At 44.3% G+C, this 22243-nt stretch carries 21 protein-coding genes; 9 read left to right on the top strand and 12 right to left on the bottom strand.

Annotated features, from left to right (window positions below; genetic code table 11):
• Positions 1-106: 106 nt before the first annotated feature.
• The 6 genes from AC3CKG_RS21565 to AC3CKG_RS21590 form a co-directional block, all read right to left on the bottom strand.
• Positions 107-889, bottom strand: a complete 783-nt coding sequence (locus AC3CKG_RS21565) for a heme ABC transporter ATP-binding protein (RefSeq protein ID WP_065104524.1) — start codon at positions 887-889, stop codon at positions 107-109.
• Positions 889-1926 (bottom strand): FecCD family ABC transporter permease, encoded by a 1038-nt coding sequence (locus tag AC3CKG_RS21570; RefSeq protein ID WP_065104525.1) that lies wholly within the window; start codon positions 1924-1926, stop codon positions 889-891. Before AC3CKG_RS21570 ends, AC3CKG_RS21565 begins: the two co-directional genes overlap by 1 nt.
• Before the next feature lie 125 nt (positions 1927-2051).
• Positions 2052-2942 carry a heme/hemin ABC transporter substrate-binding protein gene (locus AC3CKG_RS21575; RefSeq protein WP_076666934.1) on the bottom strand — a complete coding sequence of 297 codons (891 nt, stop codon included), beginning with the start codon at positions 2940-2942 and terminating at the stop codon, positions 2052-2054.
• A 146-nt stretch (positions 2943-3088) separates the two neighbouring features.
• Positions 3089-3502: an ExbD/TolR family protein gene (locus tag AC3CKG_RS21580; protein ID WP_065104527.1), complete on the bottom strand. Its 414-nt coding sequence runs from the start codon at positions 3500-3502 to the stop codon at positions 3089-3091.
• Positions 3499-4194 (bottom strand): MotA/TolQ/ExbB proton channel family protein, encoded by a 696-nt coding sequence (locus AC3CKG_RS21585; protein WP_076666931.1) that lies wholly within the window; start codon positions 4192-4194, stop codon positions 3499-3501. The genes AC3CKG_RS21580 and AC3CKG_RS21585 overlap by 4 nt, the downstream gene beginning before the upstream one ends.
• 2 nt (positions 4195-4196) lie before the next feature.
• Positions 4197-5012 carry an energy transducer TonB gene (locus tag AC3CKG_RS21590; RefSeq protein WP_488529326.1) on the bottom strand — a complete coding sequence of 272 codons (816 nt, stop codon included), beginning with the start codon at positions 5010-5012 and terminating at the stop codon, positions 4197-4199.
• 161 nt (positions 5013-5173) lie between these two features.
• Between AC3CKG_RS21590 and hutW the strand changes: the two genes are divergently transcribed.
• The 4 genes from hutW to AC3CKG_RS21610 all read left to right on the top strand — a co-directional run bounded on the left by hutW (position 5174) and on the right by AC3CKG_RS21610 (position 8747).
• On the top strand, positions 5174-6583 hold the full coding sequence (gene hutW / locus AC3CKG_RS21595; RefSeq protein ID WP_488529327.1) for a heme anaerobic degradation radical SAM methyltransferase ChuW/HutW: 1410 nt from the start codon (positions 5174-5176) through the stop codon (positions 6581-6583).
• A gap of 324 nt (positions 6584-6907) precedes the next feature.
• Positions 6908-7429, top strand: a complete 522-nt coding sequence (gene hutX, locus AC3CKG_RS21600; RefSeq protein WP_488529328.1) for a heme utilization cystosolic carrier protein HutX — start codon at positions 6908-6910, stop codon at positions 7427-7429.
• A gap of 131 nt (positions 7430-7560) precedes the next feature.
• Positions 7561-8091, top strand: coding sequence for a heme utilization protein HutZ (gene hutZ, locus AC3CKG_RS21605; protein ID WP_004731858.1), 531 nt, complete (start codon positions 7561-7563; stop codon positions 8089-8091).
• 113 nt (positions 8092-8204) lie between these two features.
• Positions 8205-8747, top strand: a complete 543-nt coding sequence (locus AC3CKG_RS21610) for an ATP:cob(I)alamin adenosyltransferase (RefSeq protein ID WP_289886300.1) — start codon at positions 8205-8207, stop codon at positions 8745-8747.
• Between the two features lie 101 nt (positions 8748-8848).
• On the opposite strand, the gene AC3CKG_RS21615 is transcribed toward AC3CKG_RS21610, so the two are convergent.
• Positions 8849-9763, bottom strand: a complete 915-nt coding sequence (locus AC3CKG_RS21615) for a chemotaxis protein (RefSeq protein WP_102312667.1) — start codon at positions 9761-9763, stop codon at positions 8849-8851.
• Positions 9764-9933: 170 nt separating this feature from the next.
• On the opposite strand from AC3CKG_RS21615, the gene ppiC reads away from it, so the two are divergent.
• Together ppiC and AC3CKG_RS21625 are read left to right on the top strand one after the other, a co-directional pair.
• The gene (gene ppiC, locus AC3CKG_RS21620; protein WP_102560498.1) at positions 9934-10257 is read left to right on the top strand and encodes a peptidylprolyl isomerase PpiC; all 324 of its coding nucleotides are present in this window, start codon (positions 9934-9936) and stop codon (positions 10255-10257) included.
• Positions 10258-10540: 283 nt separating this feature from the next.
• Entirely contained in the window at positions 10541-11926 is a 1386-nt protein-coding gene (locus AC3CKG_RS21625) for an alpha-amylase family glycosyl hydrolase (RefSeq protein ID WP_102295697.1), read from the top strand.
• A 133-nt stretch (positions 11927-12059) separates the two neighbouring features.
• Here AC3CKG_RS21625 and AC3CKG_RS21630 read toward each other — a convergent pair whose 3' ends face one another.
• From AC3CKG_RS21630 to AC3CKG_RS21645, 4 genes are all read right to left on the bottom strand, one after another.
• Complete coding sequence (locus AC3CKG_RS21630) at positions 12060-13931, bottom strand: methyl-accepting chemotaxis protein (RefSeq protein WP_065111416.1); 1872 nt, start codon at positions 13929-13931, stop codon at positions 12060-12062.
• A gap of 427 nt (positions 13932-14358) precedes the next feature.
• Positions 14359-15729, bottom strand: coding sequence for a YjiH family protein (locus tag AC3CKG_RS21635; protein ID WP_065104539.1), 1371 nt, complete (start codon positions 15727-15729; stop codon positions 14359-14361).
• A gap of 229 nt (positions 15730-15958) precedes the next feature.
• A complete protein-coding gene (locus tag AC3CKG_RS21640) occupies positions 15959-16633 on the bottom strand; it encodes a YoaK family protein (RefSeq protein WP_488529329.1) in 675 nt (224 codons plus the stop codon).
• A 150-nt stretch (positions 16634-16783) separates the two neighbouring features.
• Positions 16784-17266 carry a GFA family protein gene (locus AC3CKG_RS21645; protein WP_488529330.1) on the bottom strand — a complete coding sequence of 161 codons (483 nt, stop codon included), beginning with the start codon at positions 17264-17266 and terminating at the stop codon, positions 16784-16786.
• 32 nt (positions 17267-17298) lie between these two features.
• Here AC3CKG_RS21645 and AC3CKG_RS21650 point away from each other — a divergent pair, with 32 nt between their 5' ends.
• The 3 genes from AC3CKG_RS21650 (at position 17299) to shyA (ending at position 20009) form a co-directional block, all read left to right on the top strand.
• Positions 17299-17952 carry a hypothetical protein gene (locus tag AC3CKG_RS21650; RefSeq protein ID WP_488529331.1) on the top strand — a complete coding sequence of 218 codons (654 nt, stop codon included), beginning with the start codon at positions 17299-17301 and terminating at the stop codon, positions 17950-17952.
• Between the two features lie 127 nt (positions 17953-18079).
• The gene (locus AC3CKG_RS21655) at positions 18080-18379 is read left to right on the top strand and encodes an isoamylase early set domain-containing protein (protein WP_102371091.1); all 300 of its coding nucleotides are present in this window, start codon (positions 18080-18082) and stop codon (positions 18377-18379) included.
• Positions 18380-18716: 337 nt separating this feature from the next.
• Positions 18717-20009, top strand: a complete 1293-nt coding sequence (gene shyA / locus AC3CKG_RS21660; protein ID WP_372249656.1) for a peptidoglycan DD-endopeptidase ShyA — start codon at positions 18717-18719, stop codon at positions 20007-20009.
• A gap of 212 nt (positions 20010-20221) precedes the next feature.
• On the opposite strand, the gene AC3CKG_RS21665 is transcribed toward shyA, so the two are convergent.
• Positions 20222-22090, bottom strand: coding sequence for a putative bifunctional diguanylate cyclase/phosphodiesterase (locus tag AC3CKG_RS21665; RefSeq protein ID WP_488529332.1), 1869 nt, complete (start codon positions 22088-22090; stop codon positions 20222-20224).
• Between the last annotated feature and the right edge of the window lie 153 nt (positions 22091-22243).

The raw sequence follows: 22243 nt of genomic DNA on the forward strand, positions 1-22243 counted from the left end.
AGAGAGGGGCTATGAGCCAATAAAAAGCCTCGAACAGATCGAGGCTTAGAATGACGTCATTGTTACTAGGAACGGATACTCAAAATGAGAAGATCCTAAACCGAACTTATTGGGCGGGGTGAATTTGAGGGAAGCTCATGGTTGGGTGCTTTTCTACAATACTTTTGTAGCCGTACACATCTTCAATCATCGAAGGTTTAAGCGCATCCCAAGGGTTGCCATCACACACCAAATTGCCATCTTTCAATACCACTAATCGATCGGAATACTGCGCGGCTAAGTTGAGATCATGCAAAACTACGATAACCGCGGCATTGTGGTTATCGGCTAACTCTCTCGCGATCTTTAAGGTGTTGTGCTGGTGGGCAAGATCCAGTGCTGATGTAGGTTCATCAAGCATTAAGATGCATTGGTCACCAGAATAGTGAAGCTGGGTTAGCACTCGAGCCAAGTGAACACGCTGTTTTTCACCGCCAGATAGCGAAGGGTAGAGCCTTTCACTTAAGTGAGTCACATCAGCAATATCCATTTTTTGGCTAGCGATGTTGGTGAGGTTCTTGTTGGACTCTTGCAGAGGAATACCACCAAGCTCGACAACTTCATGTGCCAAAAATGGGAAGGTCAACGTACTATGCTGAGGAAGCATAGCTAAGTGCTTTGCCAACTTTTGAGAAGGCCACTTGTCTTTGGTGTGTCCAAAATATTGAATATCACCGGTGCTCGAAATCTCTTGGCATAACGCCTTAAGCAGCGTGCTTTTCCCTGCGCCATTTGGCCCAAGCAGTGTGGTTACCTTTCCGGCTTCAATCTCAATAGAAACACCATCTAATATCACTTTACTACCGAACTTTACTTCGATGTCGGTCGCTTTTAACGCTGAAGGAAACATTAAAGGATTCTCCCTTTCTGTTGAAATAGAAGGTACAAGAAGAATGGAGCACCGATAATCGCAGTGACAATTCCCACTGGTAGCTCTGCTGGTGCAAGTACCACGCGTGAGAACATGTCTGCAGCTGTTAATAGTAATGCACCTAATACCGCTGAGAGGGGCAACAAAATTCGGTGATCTGGGCCAGCTAACATGCGACCTAAATGAGGGATAACAAGGCCGATGAAGCCAATCATGCCAGATAGGCTAACGGTGACGCCAACGCCTGCGGCCGTCAGTAGAATCAATCTTCGCTTAAGCTTCTGTACTGGGATACCAAGATGCTGCGCTTCTGATTCCCCAAGTAGCAGCGCGTTCAGTGACATAGCTTGACGATAGAAAATAACAAACAATCCAACGAGCGTGACAGCAGCAAGCAAAATGCCAGACCACTTAGCACCCGCTAATGAACCCATTGACCACAATGAAAGATCACGCAGCATTTGGTCATCAGCAATGAAATTCAAGAAGCCAATACCTGCGCCTGATAGTGCACTGATCGCTACACCCGCTAACAACATGATGGTGACTGAAGTGCCGAATTTGCCTGTACCTAGCTTATAAACGAGCAGCGTGGTTAAGGCTCCGCCTAGAAAGGCAAATATAGGCACAGCTGCAAAGTTCATGAAAGCGGGGTATTGCAGTGAAAGCTCAGAGAAAAGCACGATGGCTAATGCGGCACCCAATGAAGCTCCGGCAGACACGCCGATGATTCCTGGTTCGGCGAGTGGGTTTCGAAATAAGCCCTGCATTACCGCGCCACACAAAGCGAGAATTGCGCCGATTAGCATGCACAATATCGTTCTGGGTAAGCGAATTTCTTGAATCACCAAATTGATGTGAGGTGCTAAGTCATTATTTGGTTGGAGCAGGCTGGCTGCGCTGTCAGCCAAGCTAATGTTCATTGGCCCAACAGTGATCGAGTACAGCGCGACGAAGACTAAGGCAGCTCCTAAGCCTAACATCGATGTTTTCAGTGGGACGGATCGTAGCAACATAAAGAGCCTCAATGTCTATCACCAACTTCAATACTTATCACCGACTTCGCAAAAAATGAGACGGTGATGAGCATTAAGCAAGCAACAGTAGAAATAGGGTAGTCGAGTTATAGCGGGTAGATAAGTTATAACGGATAGATAAGTGCGTTTAATCGCTTCGCTTCAGAAAGGCTTTCAAGGCCAAGCCCTCCAACTAAAGCGCTGCCCTTCACAGTAATGATTTGCTTGTTCATGCCTGCTGGCGTCGCCGCTAGCATAGGTAACGATTTAAGAATGGCATCAGCGCCGCCCATTTTCTGGTAGCTACGGCCGCTCACTAAGATGACATCAGGCTGCATTTCTACCAGTGATTCCATCGACAGTGGTTTGTAAGACGTTAGGCTTTGAGCAGCAGGGTTAACACCGCCAGCCAATTCAATGATCGCGTTGGGTGAAGTCTCACCACCGGCAACGTTCGCAGGACGACCTTCATGCAACAACAGGAACAACACTTTCTTCGCTTCGTTGTTGGGTACTTGGTTTGCTTTCAGTGCCGCAATCTTCTGATTTACTTCTGCTTTAACTTGTTCTGAGTGATCTTCGGTATGGGTAATCTTAGCGATTTGGTCGATACGCTTTAGTAGCCCCTCAACGTTCGCTTCAGTGTTTACGATCTCGACATCGATACCCACAGACTTCAATTGAGAAATGGCGTTGTCTGGCCCCATCTCATCTGAGCCGATGAGTGTCGTTGGTTCTAAGGCAATCAAGCCTTCAGCAGACAAGTTTCTGTGGTAACCAATCTTCGGCAGATTCTCTGATTGAGGGAAATGGCTTGTCACATCAATCGCCACTAACTGCTCTTCAGCGCCTAATGCCAAGACCAATTCAGTAACGGCACTGCCTGCACTTATGATTCGAGGTTGTTCTACGTCATTGGCCATTGCCGTTGGCGCAGTCAGTACCAAACTCATTGCGGCCACTGAAAGGAGATGTCTCTTGGTCTTTAATTTATTGAGCACGTTTAATTTGTTCATAATCATTTCTTTATATTATCTATTTGTTTCGCGAAGATTCTCAGTGAGCAGTCCGTTCGCATTGTGAGTTCGAATCTATAGAGGTCTAGCTCTGGCTATTTGTTCTTAGTAACTAGAGCTTAACCTCATGAAAATAGAGCGTTGTTCTAGCCATCTTCGGTGAGCAATTGGGTTGCGGGTATTCCATTCTCTTGAAGAAACGACAGCAACTTCACTAGGTTCTCAACATTGGCAGCTTTATCTGCGCCAATGATGATCGGCTTTTTATCCGCTGAACCTGTTTCTTCGAGTAATGCAATTTTGAAGTTTTCCCAGTCGATGTACTCTCTGCCGTTAATCGCCCAGTAAGGTTCGCGATCTAAGATATTGACGCTTATCGAATCTTTATGAACTTCAGAAACGTTCTTAATATCAGAGCTTGGTAGTTCGACTTCTAGTGACTCCAACTTCACCGATGCTGTCAGAAGCAGGAAAACCATCACGATAAAAATGATGTCGAGCAGCGGTGTTAAATCTGGCGCTAAACTTTGTGTTTGAGATGAGTGGGGCGTTTTAATCATGCTTGGCTCACATCACCGACTTTGTTCACTGATGAGCCTTTAGTCTCGTCAGAGTGATTGGTTTGAATCGACATGCCTTCTAGCCACACATTCACATAGTTCAGAGTATGTTCTAACTGAGCCAGTACTCGGTCGGCCCATAGCCCAAGTAGTTGAGCGCCTGAGATCGCAGGAAGCGCAATCATCAAGCCTGCCGCTGTGGTTCTCATTGCTAAGCCAAGGCCGTCAGCTAGATCGTTCGGTGTAATACTGCCGGTTGTAGCTGCAACTCCTTTGAACATCTCAATAAGTCCAAGAACGGTACCAAGTAGACCAATTAGAGGGCTAATCACGCCAATCAAACCAAGCAGCCTTAAACCTGCATGCAGCTGGTGGCGTTTTTCTTGTAGCCAGATGCCTGCTGCATCTTCACGTAGTCCTTTTGAGAAAGAGTGGTGAGCAAGCAACATCGAGACGCCCTTGTAAAGTAGTGGTCGTTTACCTGAAATCGAATGAGCAAGTGCTTCGATCTCTTTGCTGTTGGTTGGTGAGATCTGGTTGAGCTCACGACGAATGGCGCGTTTGCCAACACCAATGCTTAACATCACTTGGAAGACACGTTCAGCGATGATCATTGCTGTTAGTGCAGAACAGATGAGAAGAGGCCAAGTCATTAAGCCAAGTTGATCTTGTAAGTAACTGATTTGTTGCATGATTAATCCAACCTAAAACGAACAGGTATTTGTACACGGTGAGCAATCGCTCGTCCATTGACAGTGTGAGGTGAGAATTTCCATTGTTTAATGGCGTCTAAAGCGGCGTTGTCGAGCATTAGTGCGCCTGATGAATTTACTAATGCTTGTTTAATTTGTTTGCCTTCTGCGTCTAACCAGACCTCATAAGTTGCGACACCTTCAACGCCACGACGTCTAGCTTGGCGTGGGTAATTCGGTGGTGTCGGGCGTGAAGAAAAAGAGGGCTTAGTCACTAATACGGGCTCTTGGTTTGATACGCCTTGGTTTACTTCCTGAGGTTGGTTGGCAGACTCGGCCAGATTTCTATCGACTTTCTTGTCGGCCAGTTTTTCTGGTTGAGGCGTTGGTTTGGATTTTGGATCTGGTTTTAGTTCTGGGCGTTTTTTCTTAACGACCTTTTTCTCAGTCTTTGGTTTCTTTTGAATCGGCTTCTTTTCAACAACCTTTTTCTCTACTTTCTTAGGTTGAGGCTTATTGGTGATCGCTTTTTTCTTTGGCGTCGGTTTGGCTTGTTTTGGCTTAACGGCCTTGGGTTCGACAGGTTTAGGTTCAGCTTGTGAGACGGTTTCTTTGATTGGTTCTGGTTCAACCGGCTCTGTGATGGTTTTTTGTTGAGCCGGGGAAGGCGTGTTCTTAGGCGTGAAGTTGATCGATACCGTGTTCGATTGGCTACCTGCAGGCATCGCAAATACTTTGGATTCTTGAGCGACAAACAATAGCGCCGCATGAATCACTAACGATGCACCGCCTGCAATAACATATCTAGGAACGTTCACATTCAATCCTTTACCAAATCTAAAATCTGTACCGGATTATTGCTTAGAATCTAAATAAGATCAATTATCAATTGCATTATCATTTGCGTCTATTTATGATTCTCTCAGTTTTTAGCGAATAGTCTTCCAGACTTTGCTATGTAAGTGTTTAGAGAGATTATATGAGTCTTGATATCTATAAGTTTGACGAATCAATTCTGGGTGTTTCTAGCCCTGATCCGCTTCGTTTTGCGTTTGCGAAAAAGCATTCTGCACATGCCGGAGGAAGTTCAATTCCGGTCGATCCGAGCAAGAAGTTGGAGCTCTTTGATGAACTGATGCTAAGTGAAGGGAAAAAACAGGATAAACGTTGCTTGTATATCCATATTCCTTTTTGTCGTGTGCGTTGTACGTTTTGTAACTTTTTCCAAAATGCTGCAAGTCGCAAATTAGTGGATGAGTATTTCGATGCGCTGATGGTTGAGTTGAAGCAAAAAGCCAAAACCCCTTGGGCTCAGTCTGGATTGTTTCATGCGGTATACATTGGTGGTGGAACACCTACCGATTTGTCTCCTCAACAAGTAGAGCTGTTAGGCAAGGCTATTCGCCAATATTTCCCACTAGCAAACGATGTGGAAATGACCTTAGAAGGGCGCATCAATCGCTTTGGCGACGAGATGTTTGATCGTGCGCTTGAAGGTGGTTTCAATCGCTTCTCATTCGGTATTCAAAGTTTCAATACTCAGGTTCGACGCAGCGCTAAGCGCCTAGATGACCGTGAAGTGGTGTTGGAACGTATCAGTGCTTTGAGCCGTACCGAGCAAGCCCCCATCGTTCTGGATTTGCTGTACGGATTGCCATACCAGTCTATGGAAGTGTTCCAACAAGACTTAGAAGATTACATGTCTACTGGTGCTCACGGTATTGACCTCTACCAACTGATTGTTGGGGGTAATGCTCCAATGCTTAATCTCGTTGAGAAAGGAAAAATTCCACCACCAGCGAACACGCCAGATAAAGCGAGTATGTACTTGGCGGGCGTCGAGTTCATGGTAAAAAATAAGGTCAAGCAACTGAGCGTGAATCACTGGACTCGAGATAACCGAGAACGCAGCATTTACAACAGCTTAGCGAAAACTTATGCCGAAGTTCTGCCGATTGGTTGTGGTGCTGGTGGCAACATCGGTGGTCATGGAGTGATGCAACATCGAACTTTAGACAGCTACATGGAGTCTATAAAGCAAGGTCAATTACCTATTGCGATGATGACGAAGCAAAGCTCACTAGAGCCAATCTTCTCGACATTAAAGGCAGGCTTTGACTCTGGTGTTGTTAGAAGAAGTACGTTGCCGACCTTTATGGGACAAGACACGTTCGATTACTTGAAGCCTCTGTTCTCACATTGGGAGAAGAATGGTCTGGTTGAGCTTTCAGAGAATTACCTGAGCCTGACTATTGCTGGTAGCTTCTGGGCAGTAAGCCTCGCTCAGAGTGTGATTCAAGTGCTTAACGCTGAATATCAAGCGATGCACCCTGCACCGAAAGCATCAGGTTCAGGCGTTCACCCGCATGCAAGTTTAAAGCACGCTTAATATCGAATTTTTAGTTTATACCTAGGGCGTGTTGACCTTTCGAGGTTAAATTTTGTTCGAGATAAAAGCGTTTTAATCGCGGCGAGGGGGAAGTAGCCTAGTCATTCTAAGCAAATCTCCCTCAACAAAGAGTAGAACGCTTTTAGCCGAACCCTTCGGGCAGCGTTTGCTGGTCATTTCTACTACGTTATTGGCTTCTCATGTAGGCTAGCTACACATCAAAGCCTCTGCCTTGTATAAATACCCAGCAACTCGCTGCAAAAATCAGCTCGATAGATCAACACGCCCTAATGTCAATTACTCGTTTATACGGACACATATTCAATGACAGATACAACATTAGAAATGACAGAAACTCTAGAACAACGTGTCGCACGCATTCTAGAAGAAGAACCAAAACTGCTTCCTACTGCGATTGCTGAGAAGCTAGGTGTTTCAGAAGTTGAAGTAGTGGCTGCTTTTCCAAATAACATGGCAGTGATGCTAGATGGCAGCAGTGCTCAAGAGATTCTAGAAGGTTTGGTTGGTTGGGGCCCGGTGACCACAATTATGCATTCATTCGGCTCAATCTTCGAAGTAAAAGCGCCTTTCCCTAAAGGTAAAGTCGCACGTGGTTACTACAACCTAATGGGCAAAGAAGGCGAACTTCATGGCCACCTCAAACTCGACAACATCAAACATGTTGGCTTGGTGAGCAAGGCGTTCATGGGTCGTGAAAGTCATTACTTCGGTTTCTTCAGTGAAACGGGCGAGAACATTTTTAAGATCTACCTAGGTCGCAATGAAAAGCGTGAACTTATTGCCGACCAAGTTGAACGCTTTAAAGCACTAAAAGAACAAGCTTAACGGCAAGCTTAAATAAGGTTGTCTACTCGCTTAAACAGTACATCAATGCTCGAGGATCGTTTAGTTCGCTAATGATCGCTCAATCTCGAGCAAAAATAATAAATCAGAGAAAGTGAAGAAAGGAATTACCCATGGAACAGCAAGTAAAACAAGAACGTCTACAAGGTCGCCTAGGTCCAGAAATTAAAGAGTTTCGCCAAGAGCGCCGTACCCTTCAACTTGCAACGGTTGATGAAGAAGGTCGCCCGAATGTAAGTTACGCACCTTTCGTTCAGAACCAAGAAGGTTACTTTGTTCTAATTTCTGATATTGCTCGTCATGCTCGTAACTTGAAAGCGAACCCTCAAGTCTCTTTGATGATGATTGAAGATGAAGAGAGCTCGAAGCAGCTTTACGCACGTAAGCGTTTAACGTTTGATGCGCAAGCGAGTGTTGTAGAGCGTGAAACAGAGCTTTGGACTCAAGTGATCGGCCAGATGCAAGAGCGTTTCGGCGAGATCATCGATGGTCTGAGCCAGCTTCAAGATTTCTCTCTATTCAATCTTAAAGCAGAGAACGGCCTGTTCGTTAAAGGCTTTGGTCAGGCATACCAAGTGTCTGGTGATGATCTGGTGGATTTCGTTCACCTACAAGAAGGCCATAAAAAAGTGTCTAACGAGTAATCTCGTTTAACCGATTTCTTCAGGAGCCCTCCAATGCGAGGGCTTTTTTATGTCTAAATGAAAGAGTTTGGTATATTGGCGTTTGATTAACATTTATGAGTAAGGATCGGTACGTGAAACCAGTAAGTCGAGATTGGGATGAGTTCTGTTACCCGTTTATTTATGAAGACAGTCCTATCTGTGATTTTGAGATTCTGTCGGACGAACTTTGTTGTCGAGTTGGGTTGGTGCTGTCTTTGGAATTGGAGCCTCAGGTTCGCGAGATACTGCAACGCCTGCAGCCGAACCTCTATCACTTGAATGGTTCTGTACGTGGGAAATTAGCGATCACCGAGTCTGAATTGGTCGAGCTCAAGCAAGATTATCATCACATTCGCGATCAGCTAGAAGGTGGTTTCAAAGGGTTTGTTTTGCCCGGTGGGCACCGAGTGTCCAGTGAGCTTCACCTATGTCGCTGTCAGGCTAAAAAAGTCGTGCGAGCCTTGGTGAGTATTGAACATCATGAAAGCAAAAAATCGCCAGACCCGATTCTTTTTAAATACGCTAACTTAGTGGCAAACACACTCTATGCATTGGCGTCTTTTACCAATCATGTCAATGAAGTCGAAGAAGTGGAATTTGTAAGTAAGAGCTACTCTATGCCAAAGAAATCGTAAGGCAGAGTTCTACATTGATTCATTTCTAATGCCTAAGAAGCTAAGAAGCTAAGAAGCTAAACCATTAAGCATGATGCTAGGTTTAGCTTCCAAAACAGAGCTTAAGCAGCGGTAGAGGCTTCGTTTAAGACTTTTGCACCGCGTAGCATAGCTTCGATTAGCTCGCCCGCATTGAACTTTTCAAGTGCTTCATGTGCTCCTACCTGATTGGCGCGGTCGACACAGATCTCACTCGATAGTGAGGTATGTAAAATACAGTAAGCATGACTCAGTGCGCTGTCGTTTTGCACTTCAAACGCTAGCTCATAACCATCCAGTCCCGGCATCTCAATATCACTCACTAGAAGATCAATCGCATTGCCTACGCTGGCTTGGCGTCGCATCAGGTCAATTGCATCTAAGCCGTTATTACAAATGCTGTAAGGGATGTTGATGCTGTCTAAGGCATCTGATAGCTGTTTACGCGCAATCAAAGAATCATCCACCAATAAGATATTCAGCGCTTTGAGGCGTTCCCTTTCGACATCAGTCAGCATTGGAATATGCGCGTTTTCATATGCAGGGTAAATCTTAGAAAGCAGAAGCTCCACGTCGAGCATTTGCACGATACGATCTTCAAAGCGAGTAATTCCTGTCACAAACACATTGCGACCGACACTCGCGGGTGGTGATTCAATACTCTTCCAATCACATTCAATGATTTTATCGATTGAGCGAACCAAAAATGCCACGACCGTTCTTAAACAATCGGTCACGATGAGTACACAGTCATTGTATTCAGCAGGGGTGATCGGGCGAAAACCAATCGCAGCAGACATATCAATGACAGGAACCGTAAGGTCGCGGATGGTCACCGTCCCAATCACATGGTGATGAGAGTAGGGGATCTGGGTCATTGGCTGGAAAGGGACGATTTCTCTGACTTTAAGCGTGCCTATCGCAAAACTTTGAGTAAGGGATAATTTGAACATCAACATTCCCTGAGACTGACTCGCTTTACTGATCGGTTTGGCCATAAGAGGCTCCTACTTAATACGCGCTTAATTTATAAGGATTAATTTAAAGGGAAACGGAAGCCGCAGCAAGTCACTATGCGGTTTTTAAAGGGCTTTAAGGCAGTTGTTTTCGGTTATAGAGTGAAGAATGGCGGTTCTTGGGTTAAAATCACGCTAAATACTCGCTGTCGATGAATCTAAGTCGGCAAGCAGACAGCAACAAACTGAGAATTATCATGGCAAGAACAGCAGCAGCGCTTCATATTTTGGTGAAGCATAAAGAACTAGCAGAAGACATCATCACGCAGCTTAAAAAGGGCGCTAAATTTCAAACGCTAGCGAAGAAGCATTCAACGTGTCCATCGGGCAAAAAGGGCGGCGACCTTGGTGAGTTCAAAAAAGGCCAAATGGTGCCTCAGTTTGATAAGGTTTGTTTTTCTGGCGAGACGCTTGTACCACATCTTGTAAAAACAAAATTCGGTTGGCACGTGGTTAAGGTTCTTTACAGAACTTAGTAATAAATATGTGTTAGATTGAATAAAAGGAGCGTATATACGCTCCTTTTTTGTGATCTTTTGGCGCATTTAAAAGCACAATGGCTGAGTGTTCATCCCAGACGTTATGCGATAATTGTCGCTACGCCCTCAACTATCCGCCGTGACTAATCGGTGGGAGGAGGAGGGTTTTTAATGAGTAACTCATATAATAAATACCATTCTTAAGGAAATTTATGCAGCTTTGCCTTTTAGCCTTTGTCTTTATCTAGAAAGCTGTAAACGAGTTTGGTAGGAGAACAACATGGAGAGTTCAGCTATGTTAAGCAACCCAGCGACAGATGTCATATTGCATGCTTTTGACTGGTGCTACGCTGACGTAATGAAGAACGCCCCACTGATCCAAGAGTTGGGCTATAAATCGGTTTTAGTATCACCGGCGATGAAGTCGTTACGCGGACCTAAAGGCTGCGACCGTGATTCTGGCACCCAATGGTGGCAGCGCTATCAACCACAAGATTATCGTGTGATCGATAATCAGTTGGGTGACACGCAAGATTTCACTGCGATGGTGAACACGTTGAAGGAGCATGGGCTCCGAACTTATGTAGACGTTGTGTTCAATCACATGGCTAACGAATCGAGTATCCGTGGCGATTTAACATATCCCAACCAACAAGACATGGCGTCTTACCAACAAGATTCTGAGTATTACGAATCGATACGCCTGTTTGGTGATCTTTCTAAACCTTTATTCGATGAAAACGACTTTGTTGAAGCGTTTGGCATCAAGAACTGGAAAGACACTTGGGAAGTGCAAAACGGACGTATTACTGGTGGAGCCAGCGATCCTGGCTTGCCAACACTGCTAGACAACGACAATGTAGTCGCACAGCAGCGAGCGTACCTAAAAGCTCTGAAAGCGATTGGTGTTAAAGGTTTCCGCATTGATGCTGCGAAACACATGACATTGTCACATTTGCGTAAGGTGTGGACTGATGATATCTGCGAAGAAATGCACATCTTCGGTGAGATCATTACCGATGGCGGCGCGACGAAAGAAGAGTACGAGCTGTTCCTTGAGCCTTACCTCAAACACACTCGCTTAGGCGCTTACGATTTCCCTCTGTTCAATACCATCTTCAAATCCTTTGAAGAGCAGGGCAGCTTTAAATCTCTGATCAACCCTTACTGTTTTGGTCAGGCGCTATCCAACATGCGAGCGATCACGTTTGCCGTCACTCATGATATTCCAAACAACGAGGTGTTTTTGGAGCATGTGATGGATGAAGTCGACGAACGATTGGCTCACGCCTTCATTTTGGGCCGAGATGGCGGTGTGCCACTGGTTTACAGTGAACTCAGCACCAGCGGTATTCTGGATCAGAACGGTCAGCCTCGTTGGCTTAACGACTGGCAAGCGCCTTACATGAAAAGCATGATTCAATTCCACAACCATGTTCATGGCGAAGCGATGCGTGTGGTTGAAGCGAATGATGATTTGCTGGTGTTTGTCCGTGGTGACAAAGGCATTGTGGTAATTAACAAGTCTAAACGAAGCAAAACAGCCTCATTAAATTGGACTGGCGCAGTAACGGATCTGTTGTCTGGTGATGTATTTGAATGTGTTGGTAAGGACTTAACCATTAAGGTTGAATCTAATCAGTGCATGATGCTGACGACGAACTAGTTCGAGCCTGTTTCAAGCTAACTTGCATTGCTCAAAACGAAAAGCCCCGCTTACTAGCAATCAGTAAGCGGGGCTTTTTATTTGAAGCTGTTTATTGGTTACTAAGCGGAGCGTTAGTTAAACAGACAGGCTATTAAACCGTGAACTTGTTCAATAGTTCATCCTGTGCACGAACATTGTCAGTTTGTACCTGCATTGCCGTGTTTGCTTCTTGAGCTGCGTTGGATACTTGTGTTGAAAGGTCTTTGATCTTAACAGTGTTGTTATTGATCTCTTCCGCTACCAAGCTTTGCTCTTCTGCTGCTGAAGCTATCTGAATGTTCATATCAGAGATACGCTGAATCGCGTCACGGATTCGGTCAAGTGAAGAGTTCGCTTGCTGAGCACGTTCAACGGCGTCAGTAGCTGTGTCTTTACTTTGATTCATCGCGTTAGATACCGAACTTGCACCCGCTTGGAGCTGCTCGATCATGTTACGGATTTCAGTTGTTGATTCTTGAGTACGTTGCGCCAGAGTACGAACTTCGTCGGCTACGACTGCGAAACCACGACCTGATTCACCCGCACGCGCCGCTTCAATCGCTGCGTTCAATGCCAGTAAGTTCGTTTGGTCTGCAATATCGTTGATTACCTTAAGAATCGTTTCGATGTTCGCAGTCGCTGATTCCAGTACTTGTACTTCAGCTACAGCTTGGTCGATACGCGCTGAAAGGTTATCAATGGCTTGTGTGGTGTCACTGACGACAGATGTGCCGTCTAGCGTTGCTTCATCAGCTTCACGAGCCGCAGCTGCAGCGCCTTGAGCGTTGTTCGCCACTTCTGTTGCAGTCACCGCCATTTCGTTCATTGCAGTTGCTAGCTGCTCTAGCTCTTGAAGTTGCGTATTCATCGCGTTTGCTGATTCGCCTGCACCTTTAACCGTGATTTCAGTACCTCGTTTAATTTCAACACCAATCGCTTTTGATTGAATGATCTGATTTTGCAGGTTTTCGGTAAAGGTGTTGAAACCTTTCGCTAGGTCAGAGAACTCTTGGTCTGTGTTGGTATCTAGGCGCTTAGTTAAGTCACCTTGACCACTCGCCACATCTTGAATGGCTTGGTTAAGCACATCCAGTGGACGCATTAACACACGAATCAAAACAGTCAGTGCAATGATGCTGAGAATAACCGCAATCAACGAGTAGATCATTGAGCTGTTTTTCAAATCTTCAACGGTTTGGTAAGCAATTTCTTCATCAAGGATTGCGCCTATGTACCAATCTTCACTTGGGATGTGAGTGAAGTTCACTAGGAACATCTTGCCGTCGACCTCAATTTCTTGAGAGCCTTCACGAATACTTGCTTGTGGCATGTAGCTTGAGAGCATTTCGCCATTGTTTTTCGCATTCGGGTGAGCAATTGTTGTGCCGTCAGCAGTGACTAGGAATAGGTAGCCTGCATCAAACAAGTTCACTTGGTTTACCAATGTTGCAAGGTTGGTCAATTCTAGATCGTAGAACATACCAGCAGTGAAGCGACCGTTGTCTTTAACTGGCGTACCCACTGAGATGATGACTTTCTTACTTGATGCATCCACATAAGGAGCGGTAACAACTAAACTGTTTTTGGATTTAGCATCAATGTACCAAGGACGAATTCGAGGGTCGTAATCTGGACCCGCTTCCCAACCGTCATCATTTTCAATGACGAAACCGTTTGCTTCGTAGCCAAAGCCAACCGCAAGAAAGCTGTTTTTAAGTTTTGGTTTCTCTAAGATTTCTTTTACGTATGTACGATCTTCAGGGTTGATCTCGATGACTTCAGTCGTCGATTGAGCCAACGCTTTCTTGGCGTTCATCTCGGATTCGACGGTATTCTTAACGCCAGAAACCATTTCTTTCAGGCTCGCATTGACGTGGTTTTCTACAGCACTTCTTACAGTGTAAAGTTGTTGTATTGAAAGCAATGATACTGTCACTAGCAGCAAGGCTGATGATGCAGCAACCACCTTATGGCTAAATTTCATTGAGTGTTCCCCTTCTCACAGGCTTTGCGAAGTCTAAAGTTAATCGTGTTTTTCTAATTATATATATCGACGAGATTGAAATTTACTTGAATGTAATTTCACAAAATAGACTACAAAAATACAACAACCTAAACAATACAAAATTCACTAAATCACATATTTGTTACTTTTAGTATTTGGTTCAATGAGTTGGAAGATACACGCGAGCCCAGAGCCAGCGGGTATTGATGATTTATTAATTAGACGTTTATGTGTGTGGTTTTCTATTAAAAAACGATGGAGAGGATAAATAGATATGAAATCAAGCGAACTGCAGGTTTTATATATTGGTGGAGTTTTGGGTGAGAAGGTGAATATGTCCAACGAAAATAAAAAGCCCCACAAAAGTGAGGCTTTAATAGAGGGTGTTATATAAGTGGCGTCTAATTTAGAATATTAGATGCGCTACGCCAGCGATAACTGGAAGCGTAATTAAAGTACGCAGAATAAAGATAATAAACAGCTCTAGAATGTTCACTGGGATCTTACTGCCTAGAAGCAGAGCGCCTACTTCAGACATGTAGATTAGCTGAGTTACCGACATTGCTGCAATAACAAAGCGAGTCATCTCGTTGTCGATAGAAGCAGCAAGGATTGCTGGGATAAACATATCCGCAAAACCAACAACAATCGTTTCAGATGCTGCAACCGCTTCAGGTACACCAAGTAGCTCTAGGAATGGAATGAAAGGTTGACCTAGGAATGAGAACACTGAGGTGTATTCCGCAATAACCAAAGCCATAGTACCAAGACCCATAACCACAGGCAGTACGCCGAATACCATATCGACTGCGTTACGGATGCCTTCAGCAAATACTGACTTAGCTGACTTCACTTGTGATGCTTTGTTTACTGCTAGCTCAAGACCCCAAGAGAACGTTGAGTGACCCGCAGGGATCGCGTCAGCGTCTTTGTGTGGCTTGCTGCCATCAATGAAGGTGTCTTTCTTCATGCTTAATGGAGGAAGGCGAGGGATGATTACCGCAGCCACAATACCCGCTAGACAGATTGCTGCGTAGAAAGGCAGGAATAGGTGCTCCAGTTCTACTTGAGCAATAACGACAAGACTGAACGTAATAGATACTGCTGAGAAAGTGGTACCCACAACCGCAGCTTCACGCTGAGTGTAGAACTTCTTCTCGTACTGTTTACTTGTAAGAAGGATACCAACGCTGCCATCACCTAACCAAGAAGCCATACAGTCGATAGCACTACGACCTGGCAGGTTGAAGATTGGACGCATTACTTTGCTTAGCAGCGTACCGAACAGTTCTAACAAACCGAAGTTAAGTAGAAGTGGTAATAGTAAACCTGCAAAGATAAATACTGAGAACAGTGTTGGCAGTAGGCCTTCTAGTACGAGACCACCAGTGTTTTCTTCCCAGATAAACTCAGGGCCTACTTGGAAGAAAGCCATGAATGCAGCAGCACCGCCGATAAGACGAACCAACAACCATAGTGGAGATGGGTTGAAAAGACCGTTTAAGAAAGAGCTTGATGTAATGAATGTAGGTTTGAAAATGGTGCTTAAAACGGAAGCTACAGACATGAAAGCAACGATTGCAGTGATAATAGAAACTAAGTATTCACCAAAAACCGCTTGAATTGATTTCGCTAGAATAGCGACAGGGATCGTTAGATCACCTTGGTAGCTGATCGGAGCCATGAAAAGGAACAAACCAATCAGAGATGGGATTAAGAAAACCCAGAAACTGCCTTTAGATTTCTCTGGTTGAGCAGTATTCGTGTTGTTAGACATGTTAATTGTTCTCGTATTTCTACATGTAAAAAAGCCACATCCTTGGCGTTTTTATTCTCTAAACATCCGTATTTTCTCACTGGCTGCAAGATTACCCAGTATTGATAGTGCTTGCAATACTATTCATCAAATATCGCTAACTATTCACACTGGTTATTCTGTAACTCTTTAGAAGTTTAGAATAAAGTGTTGCGGATGTTACGTATTTTGAGGATATATTGCCAGGTATTTATAAATTCACTGGCGTTTCAGTTCGATAGGTCAGGTAAAGCCAATAGCTAAATGCGATAATGAACGCAAATGAAGCCGGAAAAGCCAGTGCGTTAATCTCAAAACGTTGAAACAGGCAAGCTCCGGTTAAGCCCCCAAACAAAAAGCCAACCACAATGAACATGAGTAGTTTTGCTTTTCGACGGTCAAACGGTGTGCCTTTGAGGCGAGCGCCAATCATGATCCCAAGATCGGTAATGATGCCACTCATGTGTGTGGTACGAATAATCGCACCGCTGTAAGTGGTAATCATCGCATTTTGCAAGCCACATGCGGCTGAAGCGAAGTATTGCCCTGAAGTATAACCTTCCAATAGTGCCCAAAGCGCCAAAAACAGCAATCCACCCTCAATACATAGCGCAACACCGTATCGACGACCCAATTTCAGAGCTTGGTTTTCAATAAAGAATCCACTGAAAGCTGCGCCCAACATAAAACTCATGATGACCAATAGCAGGTGTATTGAAGCACTAGTGGGGGTTAATAAGCTACTGCCCAACAAAGACATAGTGCCGGATATGTGGGAGATGGCTTGGTGTTGGAAACCGAGTAAGCCGATAGCATTAACACTGCCAGCTAGGCCTGCTAACAGTAAGGCGCCGTATTCAACCCAGCGAGGTAGCTTAGAAATCATGTGGTTCACCCTGGGTTAAAAAGAGGAGCAGATTATAACGCTAGCGGAAAGATACGCTAGCGCTGTGGAGCGTTGATATTTGATCTTAGGCAACAGTATTGCAGTTTGTTTTAATACGGTTGCTTTATAAGGATAACGGTCAGTAACAAGCTAGTTGTAATGGCTCATCTGGTGGTCAAACTTGACCCAACCGTGTTTACGTTCTTCATAGACTGAATAGCTTGGTAATGGGAAATCTTGCTCTTTAAATAATCCTAGTGGGACGATATAAAAATCGGCGGCGGCAACGGACTGTAAAAGCATGGTGGTGCCACACTTGGGACAAAACTGATAGGTGACTTCATTGTCAGTATCGCTGATGCGTGAAAAAGAGGTCACTTCTCCGCTTAGCGTTACTTGCTCTATTGGGTATCGAGCCTGAACTCCGAACACACTTCCGGTGCGTTTCTGACATTCATAGCAATGGCAGACAGAAGTTCGTTGAGGCTCGCCTCTGCATACTAGGTTGACTGCTCCACAGCGGCATTCGCAACTTCTGATATTTCTATCTTTAATATGATTGATATCCATCCATGCTCCACTTCCAGTTAACCCTGTATTGATAATTATACTAAAGCCCTTTATGGTTTGCACAACTGGATGAAAATAAAAGAATATAATCGCTCATGAAAAAGAAAATCTTACCTATACCTCTGATTTTACTGATTCCGATTGTCATGCTAGTCGTAGTGATACTGGCGGGTATCTATCGCTTTAGCTTAAGTGACGAAGAGATCTTGGCGAAGTTTCCTTCTTCACAAGTCAGTTATGACCCAGTCGTTGAAACTGTTTTTGATTTGAAGACGACCAACCCATGGACAATTAAAGTTCCTGAGACCAACGCTTACGCCTTTATAAATGAAGTCGATGAGACCAAAGCAATCGCGTTTGGGCGCTATGATTCCGGTGTTGAACGCGGTGTGGCGACAGTAGACACCAAAAGTATTTCTGCAGTGACATTGGGCAAAGCGAGTTTCTTTGTTGCGCCAATGTGGATATCGAACCAAGGCAGCGGCGTATTTTATTACCTTGGGCTGTTTAAACACGATCAGCAGCGAAGCCGTGTTGTGTTAGTCGATCAGCTTTTACTCGGCGATCGCGTGCAAATCCAAACCTTAGATGTGACTCAGCCTCCTGAAGATACGACAAATAGTAAACTTACAGGGAGAGGTTTTATCGGCTTTACACAGCATTCTGCGGAACAATCATTCGCAGAAGCACCGTCTGAAAAGGTGTTAATGAGTTTTTCTTTTGATACGCAATCAATTGGTAAGCAATAACATTTTTGTTCGTATAAGGATCTGTTGTTTATGTGAGCCAAATTACATATTATCGTAGTTAGATGAATGAAATTTAGACACTCCTCAAGGCTGTGTCTGCTTATATTTTTACAAATGGAGCTTGCGAATGATTAATAAACGTTTTTTTAAAACCAAAGATGAAGTGGAAGTGACCTTCGAGCTGGAAGCTCAAGAAGCAAACTCAGTTTCGATTGTGGCTGATTTTCTTGATTGGAAAGCAACCCCAATGAAAAAGTTGGCGAAAGGGAAAGTCTACAAATTCAAAACTCGTCTGCCTAAAGATGGCGAGTTTCAATTTCGTTACCTTGTTAATGACCAAGAGTGGGTGAACGACGCGAATGCGGATCGTTATATCCCCAATGATTTTGGTGGCGATAATTGTTTGGTATCGACGGTTACTGCTTAACCTTAACGTAGTTATTTAATTGCTTAACTGCTGACTCGTGAGACACGCTGTTATACGGGCGTATTTAGTCAAGATTTCACGATCAATACAGCTTGTTTATTAATTAAGCAAAGCGGGATAACCTAAATCAATAGAAAGCAGAAGCTAGGTGTTTCTGCTTTTTTATTTTTAAATTTAGCGATTAATTTTATTTGCGATAAAGTGTTTTACAGGGACGGTAACTCAATGACTTAGGTGCGATGAGTAAGATTCGCATCATATTATGACAATGCATTGATGATTTATGCGTTTGAAAAGCATATCCTATGCCTTTATATCGTAGAAAGACCTGTTTACCGTGTATTCAAAAATATTCTCCTCTCCGTTTTCTGAGCTTTCACCTGTAAAAAAAGCAGCTATTTTAGGGCTGCCACTTATTGCAGTTATCGGTGTTGCTTTACAAACTTCTCAATCAGATCTGACCAAAACGATCGATCTGAATTTACCGGACTCAACCGTGATTGAGTCAATTCTGTCGCCTTCTTCTGTTGTTATTATCGAGCCGCCGACATTTGAGTATCAAATTCAAACGGGCGATAACTTAAGCAGCATTTTCACTCAGCTTGGATTTTCTTATAAATCGATGATGAGCGTGATGGAAACGGATTTAAACTTCCTTGCGCTAGACACGCTTCGACCTGGGAACACATTACGCTTTTGGCGTGACGAGGCGACTGGCGAGCTGTCTAAGATGGAAATTCAATTTAGTGTTGCTGATAAAGCGGTTTACCGACTGCTTGATGACGGTAGCTACGAATTTGAAGACATCTCTATTCCTGGTGAATGGAAGCAAAGACCTCTAGTGGGCGATATTCAAGGTAGCTTCTCTATGTCGGCGAATAAAGTCGGCCTGAACAGTCTTGAGATTGACCATATTGTGACTCTTCTTAAAGACAAGTTGAACTTTAGCCGTGACCTACGTGCTGGCGATCAGTTTGAAGTGCTTCAGAAAGCTCAATTTGTTGACGGTGTTGCAACCGGAAAACGTGAAATTGAAGCGATTAAGATCATCAACAAAAATCGCGTTGTTTCTGCTTATCTTCATACCGATGGTCAATACTACGATGCGGACGGTGATAGCCTACAACGCGCTTTCCAACGTTACCCTGTGAGCAGTAGCTGGCGTCAGAGTTCTCAATTCAACCCTAAACGCTTACATCCTGTGACAGGTCGAATTTCACCACATAACGGTACAGACTTCGCGACGCCAATTGGTACGCCAGTTCAAGCTACCGGTGATGGTAAAGTGATCATGACCCGTAAACACCCTTACGCGGGTAACTACGTGGTGATTCAGCACGGCAGCACTTACAAAACGCGCTACCTGCATTTAAGTAAGATCCTTGTTCGTAAAGGGCAAACGGTGTCTCGTGGTCAGCGCATTGGCTTATCGGGTAAAACTGGCCGAGTGACGGGTGCGCATTTGCACTACGAACTGATCGAACGTGGTCGTCCTGTTAACGCGATGACAGCAAATATTCCGATGGCCGATTCTGTGCCGAAAAAGGAAAAAGCGACATTCGTAGCATCGAGAGATGAAGCCGACAAGCTGCTTAAGAAAGCGTTGGAAGAGCAATCTAACAACAGCTAGTGATAGCGAGTCGGATATCGCTGATGAGTCTAATCGGTGAATAAGCGAATAGCTTGGTCGCTTATATATCTAAACATAGAAAAGCCGCGAGTGCTGATTTGAATACCTAAGTGTTCAATTCTGCCCTCGCGGCTTTTTTGTTGCTCAAGCGACATCCTCTCAAAAGCCAAAAGCCAAAAGCCAAAAGCTCAGAGGCCTGAAGATTTTTGCTGTCATACGCTCAGCGCATTTATATTGCTGACGATGGTTTCTGGGCGGAGTGGACAAGAATAGAGGTAGCCTTGGATACTGTCGCACCCCATTGAGTGGAGTTTATCTAACTGCTCACGCTCTTCGACACCTTCGGCGACGAGTGATACCCTCAGTCTTTGCGCCAATTGAATGATCAACCAAACGACGCTTTCTGATGTGGAGTTGGTTAATAGGTTCTGGATAAAGACAGCATCGATTTTAATACAATCGATAGGGTAGCTGTGGATGTAGTTTAGACTTGAATAGCCAGTACCAAAGTCGTCTAAAGCAATGGTGAAGCCTTGCTCTCGAAGATAGTTAAGAGCGTCTTTGACTTCAGGTGTTGGTGAAAGCAATACGGTTTCGGTCAACTCGATAACAAACTCATTCGCTTCGAAGTTGTACTGTTTGATCGTTTTAGTAAGGTATGCAAGGTAGCGCTTAGAGTCACTAAGCTCGTGAGCTGAACAGTTGATACCCAGTTTGATTTTATAGCCTAAGCCTTGCTCAAGTGTGATTTTTGCTCGGCAAACGAGTTCGATAATACGTTCACCTAACTCGACGATAAGGCCAGATTCTTCCGCGACTTGTATAAACTCTACTGGAGAGATGTCACCGTGTTGAGTTGTTTTCCAACGAGTGAGCACCTCAAAATATTCCCAACGCGTATCGTCTTTGCCTACGATCGGTTGAACCACCACATACATTCCATTGTCTTCAGATGCAGGGGCATTGGCTTGATTGCCATTAGATACCGTTTTACTTGATATTGAGCCTTCAAGCTCACTGCGTAACGCCGCAATCAGTTCGGTTTTTCTTTGATAGCGCGCTCTTAAATGGGTGTCGTAGCATTGGATGTGCGTATCAGTGTGCTGTTTACATTCTTTTAAAGCCAAACTGGTATTAAAGATGATCTGTTCTACATCTTTATTATTTCCATCTGAGCGAGCGATACCAATACTGACATCAAAATCAATCTTCAAATCAACGCTGCAGTAGCCTTGTTTTATTTTGGTTACTATCTGTTCGCAGATACCGATTGGGTCGTTATGATAAGTAATGAAAGCGAACTCGTTACCTGCTGTTCGAAAGGTTAAGTTGTTCTCTGGTAATGTTCTGCGTAGGGTTTCAGCGACATGCTGCAATACCTTGTCACCAATGTAATTACCGTGCATGTCGTTAATGGCTTTGAAGCTGTTTATATCCAACAGAGCCACAGTAAAAGGGGTGACATTCTGTTGAGTAATGGACTCTAACGTATCCGACAAACAACTGCGGTTGAGCAACCCAGTAAGACTATCGTGTGAGACTTCATAACTGAGTTGATTGACCAACTGCTCAGATCGGTCGTTGAACCACATCTCACGTAAGGTATGAATGACGATGTCTGCGAAAAGTTGATGGTGTTTGATCACTTCTTGTTGTTGGTCTGGGCTCAGAGGTGATGTGAAGGTCGAAAATAGCACACCCATGACTTCGCCACTCTGAGTTCGAGTGGGAATCGCGATCGAGTTTTGAGAGGTAATTTCTTGCCTGAACGCTGACGTTGGCAAAGATTTAACAATGTATTGAGCGAAAGAACAATCAGGGTGACTTTGATTAACGGCTTGCTGGTAGATGTGACCATGACGTGGATTGATTTTGTCATGCAGTACGTGGTCAGATTGCGCAATCACCAAAGGTACCATTTGGTCTGGAAAGTATTTTTTCTCAATGATGCTGGTGTATTGAGTACCAAATGTTTGATGCAAAGTAAGCACGGCCGACTCTAAAAGGTCGATACCTTCCAATTTTAGTAAACGGCCAATGCGCTCTGTATCTATCATGCTGCTGTGCGTATGTTGAGTCATAGTCACCATCCGTAGCTAACCAGAATCAGTGTGTAAGCTGTATGTATATGATTTTTATAAGCATAGTTTTTAAGTGTATAGTCTTGTATGCATAAAAACGGCACACATAATCAATATGCGTCTAGTTTATTATTGGTCGTGTTGTGTATTTTT

The organism is Vibrio sp. QJM3NY_15 (assembly GCF_057785995.1).

Excerpts from the sequence above, each read along its gene's own strand:
- AC3CKG_RS21565 (WP_065104524.1), bottom strand. The coding sequence starts at position 889 with ATGTTTCCTTCAGCGTTAAAAGCGACCGACATCGAAGTAAAGTTCGGT.
- AC3CKG_RS21570 (WP_065104525.1), bottom strand. The coding sequence starts at position 1,926 with ATGTTGCTACGATCCGTCCCACTGAAAACATCGATGTTAGGCTTAGGA.
- AC3CKG_RS21575 (WP_076666934.1), bottom strand. The coding sequence starts at position 2,942 with ATGAACAAATTAAACGTGCTCAATAAATTAAAGACCAAGAGACATCTC.
- AC3CKG_RS21580 (WP_065104527.1), bottom strand. The coding sequence starts at position 3,502 with ATGATTAAAACGCCCCACTCATCTCAAACACAAAGTTTAGCGCCAGAT.
- AC3CKG_RS21585 (WP_076666931.1), bottom strand. The coding sequence starts at position 4,194 with ATGCAACAAATCAGTTACTTACAAGATCAACTTGGCTTAATGACTTGG.
- hutW (WP_488529327.1), top strand. The coding sequence starts at position 5,174 with ATGAGTCTTGATATCTATAAGTTTGACGAATCAATTCTGGGTGTTTCT.
- hutX (WP_488529328.1), top strand. The coding sequence starts at position 6,908 with ATGACAGATACAACATTAGAAATGACAGAAACTCTAGAACAACGTGTC.
- hutZ (WP_004731858.1), top strand. The coding sequence starts at position 7,561 with ATGGAACAGCAAGTAAAACAAGAACGTCTACAAGGTCGCCTAGGTCCA.
- AC3CKG_RS21615 (WP_102312667.1), bottom strand. The coding sequence starts at position 9,763 with ATGGCCAAACCGATCAGTAAAGCGAGTCAGTCTCAGGGAATGTTGATG.
- ppiC (WP_102560498.1), top strand. The coding sequence starts at position 9,934 with ATGAATCTAAGTCGGCAAGCAGACAGCAACAAACTGAGAATTATCATG.
- AC3CKG_RS21625 (WP_102295697.1), top strand. The coding sequence starts at position 10,541 with ATGGAGAGTTCAGCTATGTTAAGCAACCCAGCGACAGATGTCATATTG.
- AC3CKG_RS21630 (WP_065111416.1), bottom strand. The coding sequence starts at position 13,931 with ATGAAATTTAGCCATAAGGTGGTTGCTGCATCATCAGCCTTGCTGCTA.
- AC3CKG_RS21635 (WP_065104539.1), bottom strand. The coding sequence starts at position 15,729 with ATGTCTAACAACACGAATACTGCTCAACCAGAGAAATCTAAAGGCAGT.
- AC3CKG_RS21640 (WP_488529329.1), bottom strand. The coding sequence starts at position 16,633 with ATGATTTCTAAGCTACCTCGCTGGGTTGAATACGGCGCCTTACTGTTA.
- AC3CKG_RS21650 (WP_488529331.1), top strand. The coding sequence starts at position 17,299 with ATGAAAAAGAAAATCTTACCTATACCTCTGATTTTACTGATTCCGATT.
- AC3CKG_RS21655 (WP_102371091.1), top strand. The coding sequence starts at position 18,080 with ATGATTAATAAACGTTTTTTTAAAACCAAAGATGAAGTGGAAGTGACC.
- AC3CKG_RS21665 (WP_488529332.1), bottom strand. The coding sequence starts at position 22,090 with ATGACTCAACATACGCACAGCAGCATGATAGATACAGAGCGCATTGGC.